The sequence below is a fragment of the Adlercreutzia sp. ZJ141 genome (genome assembly GCF_011038965.1).
Classification (GTDB): Bacteria; Actinomycetota; Coriobacteriia; order Coriobacteriales; family Eggerthellaceae; genus ZJ141.
The window spans coordinates 108,668-132,965 of record NZ_JAAKEB010000005.1 but is presented as its reverse complement, the minus strand read 5'-3'; the positions used below and the strand labels follow the sequence as shown (position 1 = coordinate 132,965).

Here is a 24,298-nt window from a genome sequence, read left to right as displayed (position 1 = left end):
CACATGACGACGAAACGACATGTGCGCACACATGCGCGTTGGTGCGCCATTCAGGCGCTGTATGCCGCTGAGGTGCAGGGCATTCACCCGGCCGGTGCGGTAGTCGACGGGTGCTGTTTGTACACCGGAGACGTGCTTGACGAGCTGGAAAGTGCTGTGAGTGAAGCGGTGGCTGCGTGGGAGCCGCTTTACGAGCAGTGGCAGCAGCAGGTTGAACAGGGCGACGAACACGCAAAAAAGCCGGTGTTGGCCGACGTCGACATGTCGGTTCATGCTGGTGTGGCACCGCTGCCTGACTACGCGCTGATGCTTGTCGAAGGGGTTGACGAAAACCTTGCCGCCATCGACGAGCGCCTGGGCGCCGTGTCTTCGAACTGGTCGGTTGAACGCATGCCGGTAGCCGATCGGTGCATTTTGCGCCTGGCGGCCTACGAGATGTTCTGTGTTGATGAAACGCCCATTTCCGTTTCCATTAACGAAGCGGTTGACCTGGCGAAGTTCTTCGGCGGTCAGAACGAGTCGTCTCAGTTCGTCAATGGTGTTTTGGGAAACATCGCCCGCGGCATCGAAGCAGGGGAAGTGCTTGAACCGCCCGTTTCGGCCGCGATAGCGGAAGCGGATGCGACCGACGGCGCCGAAAGTGAAGCTGAAGTTGACGCGCCTGAAGCCGAAACGCCGCGTGAAGCCGCCGAGGACGAAGCGGTAGCCGAAGTTGAAAGCGAACCCGAGCCAGCGAGCGAAGCCGAGGAAGGCGCCGCGCATGGCGAATAGCGCAGGTGAGACGTTCGCCGACGTGCAGAAACGCCTCGATGAGATTCTCGATGCGGTAAACGACGAAGAAACCTCGCTCGATGAAGCGCTGGCCTTGTGCGAAGAAGCGGTTGGCTTAGGGCTTCGAGCAAGCGACATGTTGGAAGAGGATGTGGATTCCGCCGAGTCTGGAAGCAGCGAACCTGGCAATGCCGAGTCTGGAAGCAGCGAGCTTGGCAACGCCGAACCTGGCAACAGCGAACCTGCATCCAACACAGCGGAGGGCGGCGCCATAAGCCCATCCGAGGCGGCATCGTAGGCACGCGCCTGTATTCTGGTTGATTGAAACTGAGCGCGAACCCGCAACACGGCGGGCTCGCGCAAACGCATGCGTAAAGGACGCGATATGGACGATCAGCGTATCTTGGACATGGTGAAATCTCCTGCCGACCTAAAGCTGCTCTCCAATGAAGAGCTGTCCATACTGGCGCAGGAAATTCGCGAAGAAATAGTCACCGTCACCTCGCGCAATGGCGGGCATGTTGCCTCGTCGCTGGGTGCGGTGGAAATCATTCTCGCCGTGCACAGCGTTTTGAACTGCCCGCACGACCGCTTCGTGTTCGATGTGGGGCATCAGGCGTATGCGCACAAGTTGGTGACGGGTCGCCTGGGGCAGTTTGCCACGCTGCGCCGCTACGGAGGCATGTCGGGCTTTCCCAAGCCGTCGGAAAGCCCGTACGATAGCCATCCGTCGGGTCATGCGTCCGATTCGCTATCGGTGGCGCTCGGGTACGCCCGCGCGCGCGACCTGCGCGGCGACAACCAAAAAGTCGTGGCGCTTATTGGCGACGCGGCGCTTGCCGGTGGCATGGCATTCGAGGCGTTAAACCAGATCGGGTTCATTCGAACACCGATGGTTATCATTCTAAACGACAACGAAATGGCCATCTCGCGCAACACCGGCGCGCTCATGCGGCACTTAGGCCGTATGCGTGCCAGCTCGCAGTACCGCCAGGTGCGCGACAACCTGCAAGAGCGCATGGAGCATTCCAACGAGGCTACGGTGGCACTGCTGAACTTCGGGCGCAACATGAAGGAATCCATGAAGCAGTTTGTGCTGCCGCGCACGATGATCTACGAGCAGATGGGCATCTTGTGCACCGCACCCATTGACGGGCACGACATTGCTCAAATGAGGGAAACGCTGCAAATGGTGTTGGAAACCGATGGTCCGGTGCTCATGCATGTGGTCACCAAGAAGGGCGCAGGCTATTCCCCCGCAGCGAACGACCCCGAAACCTTCCACGGCGTTGGGCCGTATAACGTGGCTACGGGTGAAATTAAGAAGAAGCCCGCATCGGCTCCCACCTACACCAGCGTGTTTGGTGATGCTCTGGTGCGCGAGGCGCGCACCGATGCCAGCATCGTCGCCATGACAGCGGCCATGAAGGGGGGCACGGGGTTGGCGAAGTTTGCCGAAGAGTTCCCCAGCCGCTTCATTGACACAGGTATCACCGAAGAGCATGCGGTGGGTATGGCGAGTGGTTTAGCCTTTGGTGGCATGAAGCCGGTGGTCACGTTGTATTCCACGTTTTTGCAGCGGGCGGTCGACCAGCTTATTGTGAATAACGCCCTGGCAAACGCCAACGTGGTGTTTGCCATCGACCGCGCCGGCCTGGTGGGCGACGACGGCCCCACGCATCATGGTGTGTTTGACCTGGTGTACACGCGTATGGTTCCCAATATGTGCGTGCTTACTCCCTCAGACGAAGCTGAGCTTGCAAGCGCACTGCACACCGCGCTTACGCTCGCCGGCCCTGTTGCCATACGTTATCCGCGCGGCGAAGCCGAAGGCGTGCCCGTACCCGAGCTACCGTGCGTGTTTGAGGAAGGTGTCTCGCGCGTGGCGTACGAGCCCAGCGTTGCTGCCGAAGGTGTGTTGGACAGTGGTTCATCTGTATCCGCGGTGGCCGAGTTGCCAGCTACGACCGAGACGCCCGCACCGCTGGATGCGACCATTCTCGCGTTCGGGCGTATGGTGGGCAGAAGCGTAGGCGCGGCGAAGCTGCTGGCGGGCCAGGGTTTACAGGTGCGCGTGGTGGACATGCGGTGGGCCAAGCCGCTTGATACCGTTGCTATCGCCGAAGCGGCAACTTCGTCGCGCCTGGTGGTAACGGTGGAGGAAGGCGCGCTTGCTGGCGGCGTTGGTGAAGGTGTGCTCGCCGAGCTGGCGAAGCTGGAAAGCCGTGTGCCCGCCATTACGCTGGGTATCCCCGACCAGTTCATTCCGCAGGGAAGTGTCGACGTGCTGCTTTCCAGCATCGGGCTTGATGCCGATGGCATTGCGAGCACGGTGGCCGAACGCCTTCGTTAAGGAAACACGGTTAAACCCACCAGCCCTGTGCCGACGAGTCGGCGCCTGAGGGCTTCAGACCTCGTTTGCGTACGTACACGTGCGTACTCGGTTTTTAACTATCAGATATTCGTCTCGTCAACACAGGCAAGACGGATTTATATCAGTGTTTTCTTAGGCAGAAACAGGGCGCTCCATAATGTAGTCATCCATAACAAAGCCGTTTCCAATGTCGGTTACTACGCATTCGGTAACGCGAAAGTCGTTTCCCTGGTAGGCGCGAACGCCCAGTTCGTTGTGCTTGTTCACGGTCAGATACATGGCCGAAAGCCCGCGCTCGCGGCACAGCTCATCGTAGAAGCGTATGGTTTGCGAGCACAGGTGCTTGCCGCGTGCGTGTGCTGCAAGGTAAATCTTCGAGATAAAGAATCGGTTGGTTTCGGCCTCTGCATGTCCGCCGGTATAGCCGAGCGCAGTGCCGTTAGCATCTTCTATAAACCAGTATTCGTAGCCGTTATCGGCCATGTCGGTCTGAATGGCCTGAAGGCTTTGGAAGTGGCTTACCATGTAGTCGGTCTGCGCCTCACCGATGATGGCGGGCCAGTACTCGTGCCAAATGTCGCTTGCCATGCGTGCGAGTGTGGCCTGATCATCGGCGGTTACAACGGGGGTAAACCGAGCGGTTGTCATGAATCCTCCTTTGTGCTTTCAACTCTCCTGCGTTGTTTGAGCGTGCGCGCAGGTGCTACCAAGGCACTGTTTGGGTAATGTCCAACATCACGCAACGCAAAGGGCTGCTTGTCTTGTGTACCCGCCTAGTCTACCCCTCTTACGTTCGTTTCCTGTGCTTGTTTCTCGTAATGAGTGTGCCTGCGTTCCCTTCCGTCCCCACTGCGGCCCTGCTTAACTCAACAACAGTGCCGCCTTCCTGCTTGTGCGAGCCGCAAGAAGCAGCATGGGGCCCTCACTATGTTACAAGAAGCGAAAATAATCCTCAGATTTGCTGAGACAAATGTCGTTTTCACATTGTCTGTGAGAGGGCTTATAGGTACAATGTCGGCAGCTGACATAGGTAAACAAAATACAGCTAGTGCTTGCTGGGGGAGGGCAAGCTATAAGGCGGGTAAGAAAAGGTACGACCACGATGGCGCAACACGAGCGCATGAACGTAAGTCCGGGTAGCTACGCGGCGGCTCGGGCAAAGAGCACGGGCGGCACGCCGGCGTCCAGCTTTCGTCATAAGCTGGGCACGGCAGTCGGCATTGTGCTCTGCGTTATTTTGCTGCCCATGCTGGTTGTTAATCTCACGCTTATCGTACGCAGTTTCATCAACCCCAACGAAGTGCCCAGTATCGGTGGCGTGTTCCCCCTTATTGTGGTTACCGACTCAATGTATCCAGACATTCAAGGTGGCGACCTTATCATTTGCCACACTACCGACCCCGAGCAGGTGCAAGTAGGCGACGTCATCGCGTTTTTCGACCCAGCAGGTAACGGCACCAGCATCGTCACGCATGCGGTGACTCAGGTTGAAAATGGCGAAGCGGGGCTTTCGTGGATTACGCGCGGCATTGCCAATAACGCTGACGATGCAACGCCCGTGCCGGCCGACAAGCTGGTAGGCATCTATCAAGCGCGTTTGCCGGGTGTTGGTAGCGTGGTTATGTTCATGCAAACCGTTCCGGGCATCATCTTGTGTGTAGTGTGCCCAATTCTGTTGTTGGTGGCGTGGGATGTCGTGCGCCGCCGCCGTTATGAGAAACGCATGCGGGCCGAAGCAAGCCTGCTGCAAAGTGAGCTCGAAGAATTGCGAGCTCGAAACAGCCAAATGTGAAAGGAGAGGGGCTATATGGAGAAGAACAGATCGCTGCGCACAGCCTCGGGGCTGTTCGTACTGGTGCTCCTAACTATCTGTGTCGTCGGAGCAACCTACGCGAAGTACGTGACTTCGGATGACGCGACTGACACCGCGCGTGTCGCAAAGTGGGGCGTGACGTTTGCGGCAGATACTGACTTGTTTTCGCAGAGTTATAAGGATGCGGCTGTGACCGATGACACTGCAACTGTTAAGGTAGGAACAACCGATGTAAAGAACTTGGTAGCTCCTGGCACGACGGGGACTGGTTTTGGTGTTATGGAATCAAATACCGCCAAACCCGAGGTTTCTTATGGCGTGACTATCGAGCTGAAAGGTGACGCTAAGATGCCTATGCTGAAGTACAGACCAAATGATGGCAGTGAAACCAATTATGAACCTGTTAAGTTTACCGTTTCAAATGGCACTACCGTTCTTAAGCAGGATATGGATCTTCAAGCTCTAAAGGAATTCTTCGACGGTACAAAGTCTCTTTATGTATACGATATTGGTGCAGATAGGTATTATGTAGACGAAAACCTCGACGGCACTATTGATGATGCAGAGAAGGCTGGCGACAAGGCCCAAACCACCGCGCCTAGCATCAATGTTAAGTGGGAGTGGAAGTACGAAGGCACCGACCCGAACAAGGCACTTTATGACGAACTAGATACCATTTTGGGTAATGATTCTTCCGGCTCTTCTGTTACAGAGTATAGTGGTGGGTTCATCTCCGGTATCAAAACTGACGTTCAGCTTAATTGGACATTCACTGCAACTCAGATCGACTAACCCATACGCAGCGTAGTTCCGCGCGAAGCGCGGAAAAGCCCGCTTCCTCTTGTGATGGGAGGAAGCGGGCGTTCCCTCGTTTCAAAGAGGGAATATAAAGGTTTGAACAAAGCGCTTTTTTGCGAGGAGGTGTCCTGTGAAGAAGCCATACATCTATCAAGCGGCCTCTGGGCAGGTCGCCAACTCTCAAAAGAAGAACCTCACCCCGTGGCTGCCAGTGCTTTGCATGCTGGCAGCGCTTGGCGTTGTGTTAACTGCTACGTTGCTCGGAAGCAGCTTAGGGCGCTTTTCTGCACCTGACGCATGTGCCATTCCTCTGGTGCCCGACGCTACCGAAACTGACGTAGCTGCTGTGAGCGATGCATCCGTATCGGCTACATCGGTCGCCACCGAGCAGGACAGCACAACAGCGCAAAGCACATCGCAGCCCGCTGCCAAAAGCGCTAATTCCGCATCGACAGATTCCGCGGAAACAAACGATGGCTCTGCCGCTTCCGCACGTTCAACCGTCGAAGGCTATGCGGCAAGCAATCCTTCAGCCGCTGCACAGCCCGGTTCCATGCAGGTCTACGGCACCCCGCAGGTGTGGAGTACCGAAACACAGGTCGATCTTTTCCGGAGCAGCTACAACAACACGGTCGCATCCGCCGATGGTGACAAGCTCATCGCTCCGGGCACGACGAACCGCTACGACTTCACGCTGCGCAACAATGCCGAGGTTCCGCTGGGCTACGAAGTCTCACTCAAAGTGGAGGCATGGTCCGCAGGTGCTGCGGGCGGTGCGACCACTTCCGCAGGTGATACGAACACCTCTTCGACAAACGACCCCGCAATCACTTCTGACGCAGACGCTTCCGGCGCCGTTTCCGCAAGCAAAACGGACGCGATGGCTGCAACCGCATCGACAGAGGACACTTCATCTTCCGTAGGTGTCCCGTTGGAATGGCGGTTGCTTACTGCGGCTGGTGATTCTGTAAGCGACTGGCAGCCGCACGGCGAAAACGTTAGCGTGCTGGATACCGCCACGCTTGATGCTGGGCGTCAAGCGGGTTATGCCATCGAGTGGCGCTGGGCGTACGAGCAGGGCGACGCAAGCGCAACGGATGCCACTACCGCGACCGATCAAACCGCCGCAGGCACAGCGTCCGCAAGAGCCACTGCGAATACAACCGACACAGATACTGCAGCCGCAACCGATCTCGCAACAGCGGATGCTACCGACACAGCGCACGGCGACCACGCAGCGCTCGAAGACTTCGGCGTGAAGGCGACCATCTTCGTGCGGGCGGAGCAAGCACCTCCGTCACCTGCCGCCGAAACGCCGAAAACCCCACAAGATATCGTCGCTGGTCTGCTAGCACAAACGGGCGATTCCGCGCTTGCGCTTGTGGCGGCGTGTTTGCTGGCTGTTGCGGCATGCGCGCTGATTGTGGTAGTGATAGCGCGCCGCAAACGAGAAAAGGACGCTGACCATGCGCGCGGGTAGTTCGATGCGGCGAAACAGGCGCGCCCAGGTTCAGCATGCCCAGACTCGCGAATTCCACAAGTCTCATGCGCCCCGCGAGTCCCGCGTGCCCTACGAGTCCCATATGTCCCGTGAGTTCCATGTTTCTCGCGAGGTCGGCGTTTCCTGTGAGCCCCACGCACAAGAGCATAGCATCCTTTCGGCGGTACGCTTCATTGTTGTTGTGGTGCTGTGTGCCGCGCTGGGGTTCGGCGCATTCCGCATTGCCACGGCGCCGCAGGACGACGCGCTGCCTATGCCCTTCGGGTTTGGCGTGGCAGTGGTTATGTCGGGCAGTATGTCTCCAGCACTCGAAGTCGACGACCTGGTTATTGTGCGGCCGCAGGAGAGCTACGCGGTGGGCGATATCGTTGTGTACCAGTCGGGGCAAAACCTGGTGATGCATCGGGTGGTTGCGAGCGAAGGCGACACCCTTACCACACAAGGCGACGCGAACAACGCACCCGACGATCCTATCAACGAAAACGCCGTGCAGGGCGCGGTGGTGTTTAGCATCCCGTATGCGGGTGCGGCGGTTGACGCACTACAAACCCCGGCGGCGTTCGCGGCGCTGCTGCTGGCTGCCGTCGCTTTCCTGTGGTTGTCATTCCGTCCGCATCGCAGCAGGGAAGAAGCGCAACTGAGCAACCTCCAAGATGAGGTATCCCGCCTGAAGGCGCAGCTTTCTCAAGCGCACGCCAAGGAAGCTTTGCAGGGGTCACGCGCGAACGCATCTGCAAGCCCTTCCTTGCAGACTATGGATGCCTACGCCGTGCCGCGGGCTGATATCTCGCGGGGGGTCACGCCACGGGACGCTTCCTGTGCCGCTACATCGTCGGCCGTCGTGTCGCTGGCGAACACCTCCCAGGCCGCTGCATCACAGGGTGCGGCTTCGCAAGCCTTGCGCCCGGCAGGGGCCACCAAGGCAATGTGTGTGCTGTTGGCGCTGGCTGCGTGCTTGTGTTTGGCCGTGGGTGTGGGCGCCCGTTTCGCAACGGATGGTTCCGCCAGCGACAGCGCCCGCGTGGCAGCGTTCGCGTTCACGAAGGAGGGTATAAAGAGTACTCTTTTATCCTCACTCAATATCACACAGCCAGGCGACGAAAAAACGTACACCTTCACGGTAAGCAACACAAATGGCAGCGCGGTGAGCGAAGTGGCGCTGCGTTGCTTGTTCACGGTGGAGCTGAACGGCAGCATGCCGCTTACCTGCACGATTGAGAAAGTGGATGGCCAGGGTGCAGGTGGCGCTGATCCGACGAATCCGACGAACCCGACGAACCCGACGAACCCGACAAATCCGACTAACCCAACCGATCCAACAGATCCAACGAACCCAACCGATTCGGTCGACACGGTGCTTTCCGTGGCGCTGACAGATGGGGATGCGGGCTCTTCGGGCGGCGCAGGCGCAGGCTCCCAAGGCGGTACGAGCACAGGTCCCACGATTGGCACGACGACAGCAGAGGCTCAGGCGGCAACTTTTGAGGCTGCTTCGCGGCGCACCGACACCTATAAGCTCACCGTGCGCTGGCCCGATAGCGCAAATAACGCGAAGTTTGCTTCGCGCAGTGCGGTTGCGGAAGTGAAGTTAACCGTGAGAGCAGAGCAGATTGACTGAGGCTCCGCCAGCCTGCGCAGCGCGTTGTGCGTCCGAGCAGGCTAGCGAAACCTCAGCACGGAAGAGAGAGTAGGAATGCAAAACGATAAACGACAGATTGCCGCGATCGCACCCATCAAGGGCGGCAAACGTGCTGTCGCATGGGCGGCGCTGATCGTTTGCGTGGTGGCTTTAGCAGTTGGCAGCGTGGCGGCGCGCTACGTGACGGAAAACCCTTACAGCTCCGAAATGGAATCGGCTGTATTTCATATAAGTTCCGACTACCTTGCCGAACCCTCTGGGGAAGGCAATTCTGTCTCGCACACGGTGCCGTACGCAGACACCTTCGATATTTACCTATACAACTACGAGAAGGAAAACGTCGCGCTTATCTCGCAGGTGGACATTGCGTACACGGTGACAGCCCAAAACGCGACGGTGAGCGTGAAGACTGCTGATGGAGCGCCGATTAATCCCGGTGAGGGCGGAAGTTACCAACTCATGAAGGCAGCGGGCGAAGATGGCAAAGCACAACAGGTGCTTCACGTGACCCCCACAAAACCGACTTCGCCAGACAATCCCATTACGGTGACGGTGAAAACGACCTCTCCCTACGTCAAGACGCTCACGGCGAAGTTTACGGTTGCTGGCAGCGTGCCCAGCTACACGATCGAAGATCAGGGTGATGGCACTGTTTTAGTAACGGTTACAACCAACGACTACACCGGCAATGTAACGCTGAAGTGGAACAACACCAGGTTCTCGCCCGACAACACTAATGAGCTAATGTCCACATGGACAGACGCAAGTGCAGCGGGTGCTACAGCAACCAGCGCGCAAGGCATCTTTACAGCGCAGCGCAACTCCACCTACAAGCTGCTGTTCTTCAAAAACACCGCCGAACCCTATAACGGTGGCACCGAAAAAACTGGCACTGGCGCAGAAATAACACTGGAGTAAGAACGATGATGGCAAGGGAAACGAACGAAAAAAGAAACACCCCCTTTGAGCGCGTGCTCTCGATAGTGCTCGCTCTTTTACTAGTCCTAACCTGCTTCAGTCCCAACGGCCAAGTAGTCATAGCTGAAGCCGCCACCGGCGGTGACGCTGGTGCGACAACGGTGCCATTTGAGACGTATCAAAATACTGACCTGAATATTTACAATTCACAGTTTTATACAAATGCAAATCAGGGTATTACGCGGAGCTCTGGTAGTTACAGCATCAGTGGTACCAACAATTATCGCAGCATAGTTATCGGCAATCATCCTGTTGATGGGAGCAACGATACTGCAGCACTCGATGCCGATATCCCCATCTTCTTGGATGGTCTTACCATGACGCAATTCCTCACTGTGAAGCCGGTGGGTCCGGCTTCTGATAGCGGTACCTACGCATACAAGACCACGCTCACGGTGGCCAATGCTTCTTCGGTGGGCACTTTAGAAGTGGAAGATTATGCCAACCTTGACATTGTTCTCGATCAGAATCTTACCGTAGCAAGCATTTCACTGGGCACGGGCAGCACGCTCACTGTGACGGGTTTGGGTACACTCGCGGTAACAGGCGCCTTTACAAGCCAAGGAACCGTTGCGCTCAATGGCGGTACTATTGATGTGGGGCAGGGCATATCCGCTCAGACTCTGACGGTGAGTAACGCAGTGGTTAAGGCTAATGGCAACGCGATTTCCGCAACTGATACAATCTCTCTCAATAGTGGCCAGGTGGAAAGCGCCTCTTTGTTTGGTTATGCAGGTACAAGCGGCGAAAAAGAGCTCGCCCTTACGGGGACCAACAATAGGTTCTCCGGCGTTGCGGCGGTTGGCTGCTTACCCAACAGTGTCGATCAAGTTTCGATAACGGGCATTGAAACGATTTCGTCTGTTTCAAATACAACCTTCTACAACGACTACACGATTACTTACCAAAACGGTACGGAGAAAATAACCGGAAATGCATCGTGGCCAAACGCCTATCGTGTGAGTACCAGCAGCAACACTTTCAATGGTGCCGGCATCGTTGGTTATCACGCATCTGGAACTTATAAACAAGAATCAAGTGTCCCGCTGCCTAAAGACTACACGCAGCCTGGCTATGTGCTTGAGGGTTGGAAAATAGGGGATTCAAACGACGCTGCCCACGAACTCAGCAGCTATCAGGGAGATGTCGTGCTAACAGCGGCGTTGAAGCCGGGTGCGGTGATGGTAAAGCTTAACCTTGGCTTTGACCCCGATGTCTACACAAGCGACAAGGACGATACCGGAAACTTCCCCGCACGCATAACCACAATAGAGTCCCAGCTCAACGCAACCGTTACGCTTTCAACCCCTTTCCGGTTTGGCTATAAGTTCACTGGTTGGAAAATTGCCAATGGTACGAACCCACGAACAGTGCAGGCTGGCGACTATACGATTGAGCTTGGTGATTGCACTACGGAAGGCAATCAATCGGTTGTCAGCATGGAGGCCCAGTGGGAGGCTGATAAATTCAACATCACGTTGTTTTTGGGTTCGGATGTAGGAGGGGATGAGAACCTCGAGATTTCCGTTGATGGAGGCACCACCTATAACTCGCTCAATAATTTCCAAGTGGAGGGCGTAAAAGTAAGTGGTCGTAGCATTACCTTCAGCTCGGATAAGCCCATAGAATACGGGAAGAATGTCAGTGACTATCTGAGAACAAGTTATTTCACGCAACTCCCCGAGGGTGAGCTGCCAATTCTGCGCGATAAACGTACAAGCGAAGAAACAAAAAACTTTAGTGGCTGGTCGAGCGCTTCTGGTGCGATTGATGGAACGACAACGTACTGTTATGGCGAGGGCGGCATGCTTGCGCCAGGCGATAAAACGCTCAGTGCCTATCAGACAGAATTGCATCAGAACAACGCACCACTTAGTGCTGTTTGGGGTGTGATGAGCTACGGTTTGAAGCTGCCAAACACTATGCCTGCGGGTTGGAGTCTCACCTATACCGGCTCGGATGGCGCAGTGAAAACCATTGGTGAGAATAGCCAAACAGATGGCACCGTTTTGGTACAGCAAGACAGCCCGGTCACACTCATGACAAGCGCAACAAACCCCAAGAACTTCAGCTTATGGGATTTCAAACAAGGTCTCGATAACGGCAAGATCATCCCAGATGAGCAGCCCTATACAGCTGGTGACTCTAAGCTTGTTTACCAGTTCACTATGCCTGCGGCTAACGTAACGGCGACCTATAACAAAGACAAAGAAATTTGGGTTGATATAGCAAAAAGCCCCATCGAATTTCAGGAAAAGGTTAGTTACCACAACAAGGATCGCGCAGGTTTCTGGTATGCCGACCACATTGATGGCATGACGCCGCTGTTTCGGGATGAGAGCAAAATGTTATCCGGCACAAAGACGGATGGAACTACCGCCCTTTCTATAGGTGCCTATTTCTATCAGTGGAATTTTACGGATAAGTTTTGCGTTACTAGTAATAGCGTGGCCACCAAAAACCAGCTGACGTTGGTAAATACCCTAACAAGGGGCGTGTATTTCAAAGACGTCAATCTCGCCATGCGTGACGCCTATGTGAACAATGCCAAGGGAAGCCTGCTCAACGGCGTAGACTGCGAGAGTTCCATCAGTATAGAGCAGAATAAATATACCTGTGATAAGGTCGAGGAAGGCCTCAAGAACGTCGATCTAGCGGATTACGCCAACATCGTCATCAACAACAGCACCTGGCAGGCCTATACCACCACCTTTAATTTCCAAGGAGAAAACAATACTGTCGGCGCGATCATGCAGGACGAACTGCGGGTAAGCGGCAACAACATAAACCCTCTGACTTTGAAAAGCACCGGGAAGGATAGCGGCACTGTTAATCTAGGTACTGCCTTCGGTAACTTCGATTATACGGTTTCCGATATCACGGTGACGGAATATATCAAAGAAGATCTCACAAAGAGCGACTTCAAGTATTTGTTCTACTGTGCCAATCAAACGGGCTGCAAGATCAAAAACGCCGTTATCCAAGCACAGCATAAGAATATACATGCGGGTTGTATGACGGACACGGCCAAGGAGGTCTCCTTTACAAACTCAACGGCGGATCTTTATAGCATCTGTGTTTTCCGAACATTCAAAGTAATCAACTCTTATCTACGCATACGTGAAAATGCACGGTTGGGCTGCATTCCGATACGCCTCGAACAAGGTGCCAAAGTAGTCATCGAGGGAAATCTAGAAATGGCCTACCATCATTGGGCTGATTCGGATGCATCTGAGAAGGATATGGAAGGTGCAACGGACGATAATCCGGATAACTTGCTTGTTGTCAAGGGAACTTTCTGCGATATTCCCAACCGCAGCTGGAAGGCCGGTACCCTGATTTGCAACAACTTGGTTCTTGGTCGTGCCGGTGGTATCAAGGGCGGCACGGTCATTACCAACCAGATTACCAACCAGGCTGTGGGCTTCTGGAAGTACGATCCAAACAATCATAAATATAGCTATGATCCGGTCGGGAACAATCAGACACAGAGATCGCAAAGCAATTCTGACGACTACCCCTTCACCATATACCACCACAAAAGTGAGCAGCCGAATACTTATACTTTCAGCGGAGGCAAAATCTACCTACTGGGGTATTACAAAACAACGTCAAAAACGATCACTGGAAACGATAACCCAATAACAGCGTACGATTCAACACTGACGGCAATGTCCGAGAACAACCCGATAGCGCCTTTTATAACCCCACTTTTTGACGCGAACGGCGATCTTGTTGAAAATCCCAGTGTGAACACCACCAATGTAGAGATCGCGGTAAGAAGCAGTGCGCTAACAAGCAACGAATGCGTCGTCCTGGGCAACAGCAACGATTACTACAGCACAAGGCGCTCCGTTGAGATCTCCGGAGCCGAGATTTACGCTGCAGGCAATATTACTTTTTATAACGACACGACCGTTTCCGGAGGAACCATATACTGCAACGGCTCCTTCGGCAGCAAGGGCGACGTGACGGTCACGGGCGGCAGCATCACGGCTTCTGTTGTGGGCAACGCCTACAATCTTAAAACAACCTTAAAGGATAAGACCATCCGCTGGAAGCGCACTGACATTCAGGGCGGCATGGTGACAGCGGACAGGATTGGCGCATTTGAAAAACGGGTGTCCGATACGAAAGTGCCTGACGAGAAGTATCAGCCCAAGGGTACTGTCACTATCGGGACAAATGCCACGATTGAGGGCGAGCCTAAAATCTACCACGACGTCTATATCAACTATATCTTTAACAATACCCAGTTCACGAATAATGGGAACAAGGACAGTTTACGCTTTACAACCACGTGGAGTGGGGACAATGCCTTTGCCACCCAGAATTGGAGTAACACCGCCTTGTCATTCAGCGCGCCCAATGTGGTCGGGGGAGGTACCGGAAGATGGAATTGGGACAGCTTGAACGGCGACCACCCGGTGGATGCCATAAGCACTGACGGCATTGCACAGAGCACGAATGCTCCCCTTGCGGAAAACCAAAAGGCTTTTGATCGAATTCAGATGAAGCTGTATGCCGTTAAGAGCAACTACGATCTGATCTTTAAGGAGGGCGCTTCCCAGGTCAAGGGCATCACCTGCGACGATACGTCGATGATGCTGCCCCAAACGGACGGTGAGAAAGCACCCGTCCCGGCGGGTAGGAACGTGGTGCTGACCTTTATGGATTCGGCTATGACACAGGACAAAACCGTCCTCTGGTACATTGATGCCATCGGAATCATTCACAGCGTCAATCCTACCGTGAGCGGAAACACCATATCCTTCACCATGCCTAATTCCGATGTGGAGGTCTTTGTTTCGGATGAAGTGACGCTTGATCTGGACATCGCCTCCTACACCCTTTTAGAGGACGGCTTTCGCACCGAGGCCAATGCGACGCTAGAGCGAGATGATTCCACCTTCCACTATCTGGGTAGTCTGGTGATCCATCAGGGATCCATAAAAGAGGATATACAGTATCGAGATATAGATACTGTTGTCGATGAGACGAAAAAACTTCTCGCGTCAGAACAGATAATTGCTCCCAGGAATTCCAAAAATGCCATAATTCAAACCACCAATAGAATTCTGGTAGATGACGCCTTTGACAACAGCGCAGGTGGAAGGACTGTGACGCTGCGCCGAATTTACCAGAACGGAACACCCACCTCTCGCGGCATTGAGCTGGAAGTAGGGGCAAAAGCCAACTTCCTGGTGGATGGAGTCATCCGAACCTGCCGCATCTATGTTCCCCAGGGTTCGGACTTCGGACTGAAAGGGAAAAACAATGACCGAACAAAAGATGCGATCTACCCGACCGTAAATGGAGACGCGCTGAGAGGGGATGACTGGGCATCCATCGGTAGTTTTAAAGGTCAGGCGGGCAATATCACACTGCAGGATTTGACTATTCTTGCTAGGTCGCAAGGTATGTTAGGAAGCCTTTGCTATAGCGGGCAAGATAGCAACAATACGGTGACGTACAAGAACTGCGTCTATAAATCGGCTCAGAATCAGGATGGCGACAACAACAAAAACCGTGGCTGGTACAACCGAAGCTATTTTGCCTACAGAGCCGGGAACGTGGTCTTTGACGGATGTCAAATTACGCTCAAGGTATCGAAGGACTGGCCGGGATCCTTCTGTGACTTAAGCCAGAATGTCACCATGCAAAATGGCTCAAGGATCACCGTTACGGATAATGGTGCCACCGAAACCGATCCGGGACGTCCCTTCTATTTGAGGATCATGAATAGTCTGGTGATCGATAATGCTACTCTTGATCTGTCCCTGCGGGTGCCGGATGATGGCAAAACCTACCGGGTGTATCAGACCGCGTGGGGCTTCCTTCCGCCGGAAGTTAAGCTGACAAATAACGCTAACCTCATCCTAGAGCAGCATGCCCGTCTGAAAAAGTTGGTAATTGGTGACAGTACCAAATCCGACGACAGAAGCGCGGTTCAGGCTGGGCAGACCGGCACCGGCTACTTGCTGTGCGAAGACATACAGGTTAACAGCAATGCGAGCTTGGAAGCAGGCGGGATTGTTGTTTCCGGATTCTATAATGGCTCAGGTGAATTCCAAACAAAAGACCAGTTCCTTAACGCCATGAAGAAAGGAGAGAGAATCCTCGATGGCAATGGCAACTCCGGCCTGGTGGTCAACGGCGGCACGGTAACAGCCAAAGAGTATATCACCGGTGACGTGAACGGCAAGATTACCGTTAAGGGCGGTACTGTCAGCGCCCCGGCCATCGGAACTACCGGCAAACTCTACGGCTACACGCAGTATGTTCCGAAGGCGAACGAGGAATATATCTACACCTACAAGAAAATTCCCACAGACGCTACGGTTACTATTGAGGGCGGTACGGTTAAGGTGGCTCGACCCGAGGGCGCCACCGAAGACGGTATAGTTCCATATCTGGGTGGCATGAAAACAACCGTCAATATCAGCGGCGGTAAGGTGCAGCTTGCAGAAGACGCCGTTCTTGGCCTGACGAACGAACAGCAGACGACGCTGCTAAATAATGCTACTTCCCATGGTCAAACGCCCGCAAACTTCGGTTCCCTGACCATAACTGGTGGCATTGTGGAAGGCGTGGTGTCTGGAGAAGGGGATTCTCAAAAAGGCGGCTCTATTCTTATGCCTTACGGCACCGTGAACGTTTCTGGGGCGGATACCGCTATTAACGTGTATGACATGGTGGCCAACTGCGGCAATATCACTATCGCCGGGGCTATTGGGAAAACGTATCCTAATTCATATATTGGTACTGACAGATTTCCTGGACATGAGAACCTAGGCATATCTATTGCGCGGCGCTTGTCGGCCCAAAATCTCACTATCCAGAATGGCTCGGTGGTCTATGCTGCTTCCGCTTATGCCAATGTGCCGAGTGGCAAAGAAGGCAGCATCACTGTTGCTAACATCGACAACAATCGAGCTTACCTCTACACCACCAATGCCTATGGTGTCATCGGTGAGGGTGCGGGTAGCTCCAGTTACACTGACACAACCAATAACCCGCAGAAGCTTCCGAAAAACGTCTACGGTACGAAGGTAGTGGACGTTCACTATTACGTTCGGCCGCAGGGTAGCGTTTTGCTGGATAGCGATGTAAACAAGGTGGACAACCCCAACTCCGCTTCCGAAGGCGGCCTGCCTTACTACACGGTAACATCTGGCGGCACATACAGCCTTCAACCTGCTTCGTGCAGTGGGTATAGGTTCCTTGGCTGGTATGAATACGATCCAGATATGGGAAAACTAGGGGATGATCCTGTAGCTACAATCAGTAAGGAAAACATGCGCACAGTCAACCTGGCAGCCAAGTGGGAAAAGGTGCAGGTTACGTTCGAGGTCCAAATTCAGTTCGCAAACAGCGATACCGCCACCAAAGAATATGATGAGAGAACTATGCAGGTGGTTGAAGGGTCCGAAAACACCTATCGCTTCAAGGAGCAAGCGACGGTTGCCTATGGCGACAAAATATTGGGTGTAGATGGTGTTTACCTGTCGAATTACATGACAAAAACGTTGGGAGTCATGGAGGTCGCTTATAACGAAAAGAAAGTGTCAGCCGGTGACATAGTTACGGCGGACATGGCGGATGCCTTTGTGGGGCAAAACCAAGCTAACGCCGATAGTGCTGTGACCCCGCTGATTTTGATGGTTACCAAGGATGGTACCCAGGTAGTAAATATCCTTATAACGCTTGACCAAAACAAAAACAATAATAATCGCCCCGAAGACACGCAGTTTAACTTGAGCCCAGGTACAGTGAATAATGGTGGCGATGATGATAATCAGGTGAGTGCCTATATACCCGTTACGTCTACGTTGGGCAACATTGGGCCATTTGCGGATTCCTCGACCGAAGATGGGCTGAACGATGGCCTGATTTGCCCAACGGCTCCCGGCTACACTTTTAGGGGTTGGTACACGAATAGCAGACTTGAGGGGGATCCGGTAACCTCCGCAACCAAGATATCGGATCTTCAAAGCGCCAATACCACTACGCTTTACGCTAAGTGGACACCGAACACCTACGTGGTGCAGTTCAGCGCGAAATCGCTTGGCGAGAATTCGATTCCTGGGGGCGATAATCGTTGGGTGACGGCAGATATTACCGCGCCGGACGCCAATCAGGGTCCCAAGCATGAGCTGAACTATACCTGGGTATACGATACCGTGCCGGATAAAGACAACATAACACTGCTTGGCGATGGCTCTGAAAAGATCGGGACACTTCCTGTTGCATGGCGGGAAGGATATGTCTTTAAGGGTTGGTTCTATCATAGTAAGAAAGAGAACAAGGATTGCGAAGTCACCAGTGAAAGCGAGCTGGATCAGTTAATTATTGATGCACTCGACGTGAACAAAGCCTACGATGGCACGAATGAGTCGAGCCCCACACCTGCATTGACACTGTATGCCTCCTATCGTCCGGTGGAGGTTACCTATAACCTGAATGGTGGCGTGTGGGCGAGTACTGAGATCGTAGGCGACAAAGACTCCCCGGAATATGGGCAACCGCTTGCTGGGTACTCTGTGGATGTGCCAGTTGGCTCCGAGCCAACTGGCTATGAAAAGCTTGGCAAGGTGACCAGTGCTGATAGCACTAAGAACTATTCCGTCCATAGTACAACGAAAGATCATTTCGCTAGCACCAACACTTTTGATAATACTGACTATCGCTACACACTCGCGCGTAAGGGCTATACCTTTCAAGGTTGGAAAAAGGCGGGAGAAGAGAGCGTAGCTAACGCGCATTATGGTTGCGCTCCGCGATTCAGTGACCTCAGCTTAGTGGCAGACTGGACGCCGAACACCTACAGCCTTAAGCTTCATGTAAAAAATGATGCCTATGGAACGAGCTATGTGTCGGACTTTTATAATCCGAATCAATCTACGGTGTTGATTGATGGTGTCACGGTCGGCCGGCCCATTAGTGCTAGCAGTACATGGCCCGATAAAGCGAATTGGTACGCTTTCAACAAGGGCAGCGAAGCTGATACTGATAATAATAAGCGTTTCATGCTGGGAGCCACGTTTGCCGCACTTGACCCTGGCGATAGCACTAATACGACTTCTGAAAGCACCTACACGAAGTACGCGAAAGCAGTCGTCAACATGCAAAACAGCAAGACCATGTTTAGCGACGGTGGCACATTCTTCCTGCCGGATGATACAAAATACAGCAACGACTTGGCGGATGCTGTTATTGCGAATCCTACTGTCTCGGGCAGTAACCCGAGATTCCAGGTGCCCGACTATCCTTCGGGCTGCACTATTCCCTTGTATGGTGTCTATCGCGAGCGTTCCTTGGTGTTTATTGAAGAGTACGTGGATGGAAATGGCCAGACGCAAAGCACAATCATGCATTCATGCCCTTGGACGCAATACTCAGATTATCCCCAAACGTATATCAAAAACAAAGAAGGGAACTATAGTTCTCTGACGGAGAATAATGGTGGCTATGCTTTGGCAGGGTGGTATGCCCTCTCCCGCACCGTTGATTCTGGTCGCGCGTATCCGGATAATGGCAATGGCTTTACGAATACGGTTAATCAGTGGCTGACAAACGCTAGTATTACTGGTACTGTTGACATCAATGTGTACACCGCCTATGTAGCACAAGATTCTATCAGTCAAGATCTGGACGCAACGGCTAACACCTTTGGCGAATTCTCTTTCCCCTTTGCATCGTACGTTCTACCAGGCAGTATGCAAGAGGGCCAGCTCTTCTATCATGTGGAAAGCAAGTCGGAGGGTTTGAATCTTGTTGACGTCGCCGATATGGATGATCACTTGTACGACAGTTCGTGGACAACCGATGGCAGCAAAACGTACACGGCTAACGACACCGTTGCTTTGGAGCTGAAGCTGGAAAAAACGGGCTTGAACTCTAATCTGTCTCCAGTATCTATTGTTAAGGACGCCGGTGACCAGCCGGCGGAAGTTGCCAGCCAAGCGATAGGTAAGGATTGGACTCTAAAGCTGACACTGCATCACTCTAAGGTGATGACCGAGACAAATAGGTTTCCGATTACCATCAAATACACTTTTGTAAAAACTGAAAACGATACGAACATTCTCTCTAGCCAGTGGTTGAAACAGAACCTCACCGTGAAGCTTCAGCCTTCTCAATATAAGGTTGATTATCAGGTGAATTTGCCAGAACCAGAGGAAGACCTCAAGTTGATTCAGCCGCAGTCGGAATCCAAAGCTTTTGAGTTGCTGGGCGCAGGCGAGAGTGTCGGCTCAGGGGCCGATGCCGGTGCGCAGGTTTATCGCCGCATTGACACACAGAAATACGGATCTGATTTGCTGGTGGCAAATGCTACGCTCGGGCTTGAAGGCTACGACCGAGCAGCAAATTGGAGTTATACGCCTCCAGGTGCGCCTGGTGCTGCTTTGTCGTCGTTGTCGTTGACACAGTTGACGCTGGGCGATTTGGATCCGGCCGCGAGGGCGACAGAACTGCAAGACGGCAAGATAACAGTTTCTGCTGGCTATACGCCGAAAAAGTACGCTCTCGGAAAAGATACGACCGTTGGTGACAAATGGGCTATTACCTATGGAGATGGTGCAACCGATATAGATCCGAGCAATGATATTCATCTAAACAATGGTCAAAGTACCGTGAGCTATCATTCAACGGTTACATTTAAGCCAAATCCCACAACCCAGCCTGCAGAGTTCATCACGTTGACGTTTGGGGATCCAGCCAACAATACGATAGTGGAAACGAAGCGCCTTGATGAGTATGCGCAGAAGAAGGACGGTAACTATACGTTCGCAATGCCTGCGCGCAACGTGACCATCAGTTACAACGACGTCATGGAGCTGTATTTAGATGAAGGCTCCATCGAGTTGTCCCCTGATGGGTTTACGCAGGCGGGCAAATACGAATCGAAAGTTACGTGGCACGGCGACTACAGGATCTTGCAGTGTGAGGGCAACAATACTGACTTCCATCCAACGGAGAACACGCTGAAGATTTCAGGCGACATGACCACGCGTGTCGATAATAAAGTTGATAGCGAAGGAAAATCTGTAGGACGCACAATTACCCTTGGTAATTTGAACATCGAGAGCAATAACTCCATCGAGCTGATCGACGCAGCTCAGGTGACGCCTGAGGTTACGCCTGGCCCAACGGTTGTCAACCTAACCCAAGAGGGCAACATCAAAGCGAAAAACATCCTGGTGCCGTCAAATACGAGTCTAACGTTGACGGGTGGTTATAACGCAAGCGATGCCTCGCAAAACAAGACCATCAAGCTTGCACCGGAGTCAGGTCGAGCTGCTATCGGCGCCACTGAGGCGAATCCCGCGAACGGTGGCATCACCTTGGATAAGGTTGATGTGTCGATGGAATTGAATGCTCCGTCGAGCTCTTCGGGCATTGGTTCTGGGAATCAAGCGCCCGCTGAAGGGGCAAACTCATACGGCAATGTGTCAATAACCAACAGCCGAATAGCCGTAAAGGAAAGCACGAGTGCATCCAGTCAATACAAAGGTGCATGGATTGGTGGCGCTGGTGTGGGGAATGTCAGCGTGACTAATATGATCGTTGCAGAAGCTGAAGGAAGCTCAAACCATAATGCGAAAGCGATAGATGGCACTTCGGTGTCTTTGGAGAACTGCACGATTGGCACCACAGGTCGCCCGGTAAAAGAGCCGATTCACGCAGCAGAAACGTTGAACATCACAGGCTGCAATATATATCTGCAGAACGAATCTGATCTTGGCGATGTATCCATGATCGGCACGGATGGTGGAACCACTACAGTCTCGTGTATCAAAACCGACCCGAGCAAGAACAGCACCATACAGGTTGCCTACGTCAACAGTGGTAAAACCAATAAGCTCTTTACCGGAAAACTGGTGATCGACAATGCTAAGTCCGATGTGACCATCAACGGTACCCAGATCGTTGAGGTTGGCAATGGCAATATGGCCATTGAGGAATCTAAGATTACCCAGGGCGGGGTATCTCACGACCACGGCAACTTGTCCCTGAATTATCTGCTACTGAAGGAGAAGGTGTCATCGGCCACCGACCCTAATTCAACACCGGCGAGTTTAACAGTGAAAAGCCTCGGCGCGAATAAGACAATCACCGTGCAGCAACCGATGGAGCCTACGAACAGTACTGGTGTGACCATCGGGGCGCTGACCATCAATTCCAATGCGAAGGTGGTATTGGATGGCAACTTGGTGGTAACGGAGGCGGCTTCTGTTGCGGCGAATTGTGAATTAGTAGCTGAGAGCAGGCCCATCTCAGGCACAGGCGATGCAGGCTGCGAAAACGGTTATGGCGTAACGTACCAGAAGGGTCTGTCTGGCGAGGGCAGCTATGCGCAAACAGGTGGCAAGCTTACTGGAAATGCCGATGTGATAGTCAAGGGCAACATGACCTTAGCTGGCGTGGAGGCAAACTGTGCGAGCCACGCTATTGGCAGCAATGGTGGCAGCGCTGCGACTACAGGGACCGACGGTACAGTTGTTCCGAGCACTGCTTCCACGGTTACCATTAATGGCGGTAATGTTACGGCGGTCACCATTGGTGCCTGTGGGGCTCAGAACAGCACCTTTACGTTTGTGAAGACGGATGGCACACCGACCATAGCTGGCAACCTGGTGCAGGATCATTACCGTATTGCCTATGATGTGGGCACCTTGAAGCTTGATCTTAAAGATGCTGACGGCAATTCGCTACCCACCGTGCTGCGCACTCAAACCGATGGTGCAGCCGAGCCCGTTGATCCTCTTAATGGTATACCGGCAAACCCGACGGGTGATAACAAGGATAAATTCAATTGCTGGTATATTTCGAACGGCGATGGCACGACGCGTCTTGGCTTGCTCGATGCTGAGGCCGTGCCGAGTGGCTTGCATGGTAAGACGCAACTCTCGGCGAATACCGCATCCCAGGATATGAGCGCTGCTGATGCTGATGGTACAAAGACGCTCACCGTGCATGCTTGGGTGAACCCGACGGGAACAGCGCTTATCAAGAGCGGCAGGGTGTTTACGAGCTTCGAAAGCGGCTACACGGGCAAACAAGTTTCGGTTTCGCAACGCGGCGCATGGACGGCACAGCTGGTAAGCGATGGCGCAAATGTAACTGGGCGCGACTATCAGGTTACGTTTAGCCAGTCTCTGCCTGCTGGCACCGATCTTACCCTCACGGTACTTGCCGCGGAAAAGGCTGAGTCCAATACCAATGCTGCACCAAACGCGTATTACCACTACACGGTTCCTGTCGGAGGCGCGAATACGGTGAAGTTCTCGCAGTTCACCGAGATGGGGGCCACGGCGGCAGCCCCGCCCGTGCTTGCTGACCGCCCGATAGGGACCAACGAGACATTCCTGCTCAGTGCCGACTTCGGTGAGCTTGGCTCGGGCGTTAACCCGGAGGCCAGTACAGTTTCCTTCTCACTGATTCCGAGCGCGGGCGCAGGTTCGTACACTTTGGGTTCATCAGTGAATTACACGGTAACCTCGGTGGTGTTTGGTGCAATTGGGGCGACCTCGACTGACGTTAAGGTGAATACTGCGCCTGCAGGTGATGAACGCCTCAAGGGTTCGAAGGTGTATCTGGTTGGCACATTGAGCAAGACGGACGCTTCATCGTTCACGGTCCCTCTTGAAGCGACAGCAACCCTGAAGTCTGGCGGCAGCCAGATCAACGGCACATGGGTAAATGGCAACACCGTGGCATTCAAGCTGGGAGATTACGGAGCTAATGCGCTGCAAAAAACGTACACCTTCTTCTTCGGCGGATTGCCCGCAGATTCATACCACATCACATGGAAGCTTTGTGCTGGTGATGCACCAAATGTACTCAATGGAACGTGCAGTAATGTTGACCAGAGCAGTACGTATAAAGCAACTGACGCCGCACAGCCGAGCTTGTCGGTGGCGTGCGATGCGCCGCGCACCTATAACGCTCTCAGCGGAACGGACGAGTCATATAGTGTTTCGTTTGGTTGTGATACGAATGCGAGTCAAGTAACAGTTACGGTAGAGAAGCAAAAGAGTCCTCTTGCTACGTTTGAAACAATTGAAACGAAAGTGTCTCCGACGATAAGTATTTCCAATGGAAAGGGTACTGCGACCGCAGCAATCCCAGCCACCAAAGGAACGTATCGCGTGCGGTTCTCCATCGCCGGCACCAGCGAAAACGACGACGTGTTCTACACCTTCATCGTGCGCTAGTGGTAAGCAGGCGGCCTCTCAACCAGGGGTCGCCTGCTTTGTGCGGTAGGAAATTCAGCATTATTGCTTATTAAAGAATCTATAAATTGCAGAATAGGTTGAAACAAAGACTAGCAAAATTGTAAAATATCAAGCAGTAAAGATTAGCAAAATTGCAAACTTCCTGGTACTTGCAAATACTCTTCTAGATTGACGAGGTAGC

The 24,298-nt window shown here is 53.4% G+C and carries 10 protein-coding genes; 9 read left to right on the top strand and 1 reads right to left on the bottom strand.

Annotated elements, in window-relative coordinates; genetic code table 11:
- Window positions 1-3: 3 nt before the first annotated feature.
- From nusB to dxs, 3 genes are all read left to right on the top strand, one after another.
- Window positions 4-771: a transcription antitermination factor NusB gene (gene nusB, locus G7Y44_RS03590; protein ID WP_165247628.1), complete on the top strand. Its 768-nt coding sequence runs from the start codon at window positions 4-6 to the stop codon at window positions 769-771.
- Entirely contained in the window at window positions 761-1,069 is a 309-nt protein-coding gene (locus tag G7Y44_RS03585) for an exodeoxyribonuclease VII small subunit (RefSeq protein WP_165247626.1), read from the top strand. Before nusB ends, G7Y44_RS03585 begins: the two co-directional genes overlap by 11 nt.
- Window positions 1,070-1,156: 87 nt before the next feature.
- Entirely contained in the window at window positions 1,157-3,124 is a 1,968-nt protein-coding gene (gene dxs, locus G7Y44_RS03580) for a 1-deoxy-D-xylulose-5-phosphate synthase (RefSeq protein WP_165247624.1), read from the top strand.
- A 153-nt stretch (window positions 3,125-3,277) separates the two neighbouring features.
- Here dxs and G7Y44_RS03575 read toward each other — a convergent pair whose 3' ends face one another.
- Window positions 3,278-3,793 (bottom strand): GNAT family N-acetyltransferase, encoded by a 516-nt coding sequence (locus tag G7Y44_RS03575; protein WP_165247622.1) that lies wholly within the window; start codon window positions 3,791-3,793, stop codon window positions 3,278-3,280.
- 454 nt (window positions 3,794-4,247) lie between these two features.
- Between G7Y44_RS03575 and G7Y44_RS03570 the strand changes: the two genes are divergently transcribed.
- The 6 genes from G7Y44_RS03570 to G7Y44_RS03545 all read left to right on the top strand — a co-directional run bounded on the left by G7Y44_RS03570 (window position 4,248) and on the right by G7Y44_RS03545 (window position 24,096).
- A complete protein-coding gene (locus G7Y44_RS03570; protein ID WP_165247620.1) occupies window positions 4,248-4,937 on the top strand; it encodes a signal peptidase I in 690 nt (229 codons plus the stop codon).
- Between the two features lie 15 nt (window positions 4,938-4,952).
- Complete coding sequence (locus G7Y44_RS03565; protein ID WP_165247619.1) at window positions 4,953-5,750, top strand: hypothetical protein; 798 nt, start codon at window positions 4,953-4,955, stop codon at window positions 5,748-5,750.
- 136 nt (window positions 5,751-5,886) lie between these two features.
- Entirely contained in the window at window positions 5,887-7,236 is a 1,350-nt protein-coding gene (locus tag G7Y44_RS03560) for a hypothetical protein (RefSeq protein ID WP_165247617.1), read from the top strand.
- A complete protein-coding gene (locus G7Y44_RS03555; RefSeq protein WP_165247615.1) occupies window positions 7,223-8,875 on the top strand; it encodes a signal peptidase I in 1,653 nt (550 codons plus the stop codon). Before G7Y44_RS03560 ends, G7Y44_RS03555 begins: the two co-directional genes overlap by 14 nt.
- A gap of 75 nt (window positions 8,876-8,950) precedes the next feature.
- Window positions 8,951-9,814, top strand: coding sequence for a hypothetical protein (locus G7Y44_RS03550; RefSeq protein ID WP_165247613.1), 864 nt, complete (start codon window positions 8,951-8,953; stop codon window positions 9,812-9,814).
- Window positions 9,815-9,975: 161 nt separating this feature from the next.
- Window positions 9,976-24,096 (top strand): InlB B-repeat-containing protein, encoded by a 14,121-nt coding sequence (locus G7Y44_RS03545; protein ID WP_165247611.1) that lies wholly within the window; start codon window positions 9,976-9,978, stop codon window positions 24,094-24,096.
- Window positions 24,097-24,298: the final 202 nt, after the last annotated feature.

Excerpts from the sequence above, each read along its gene's own strand:
- nusB (WP_165247628.1), top strand. The coding sequence starts at position 4 with ATGACGACGAAACGACATGTGCGCACACATGCGCGTTGGTGCGCCATT.
- G7Y44_RS03585 (WP_165247626.1), top strand. The coding sequence starts at position 761 with ATGGCGAATAGCGCAGGTGAGACGTTCGCCGACGTGCAGAAACGCCTC.
- dxs (WP_165247624.1), top strand. The coding sequence starts at position 1,157 with ATGGACGATCAGCGTATCTTGGACATGGTGAAATCTCCTGCCGACCTA.
- G7Y44_RS03575 (WP_165247622.1), bottom strand. The coding sequence starts at position 3,793 with ATGACAACCGCTCGGTTTACCCCCGTTGTAACCGCCGATGATCAGGCC.
- G7Y44_RS03570 (WP_165247620.1), top strand. The coding sequence starts at position 4,248 with ATGGCGCAACACGAGCGCATGAACGTAAGTCCGGGTAGCTACGCGGCG.
- G7Y44_RS03565 (WP_165247619.1), top strand. The coding sequence starts at position 4,953 with ATGGAGAAGAACAGATCGCTGCGCACAGCCTCGGGGCTGTTCGTACTG.
- G7Y44_RS03555 (WP_165247615.1), top strand. The coding sequence starts at position 7,223 with ATGCGCGCGGGTAGTTCGATGCGGCGAAACAGGCGCGCCCAGGTTCAG.
- G7Y44_RS03550 (WP_165247613.1), top strand. The coding sequence starts at position 8,951 with ATGCAAAACGATAAACGACAGATTGCCGCGATCGCACCCATCAAGGGC.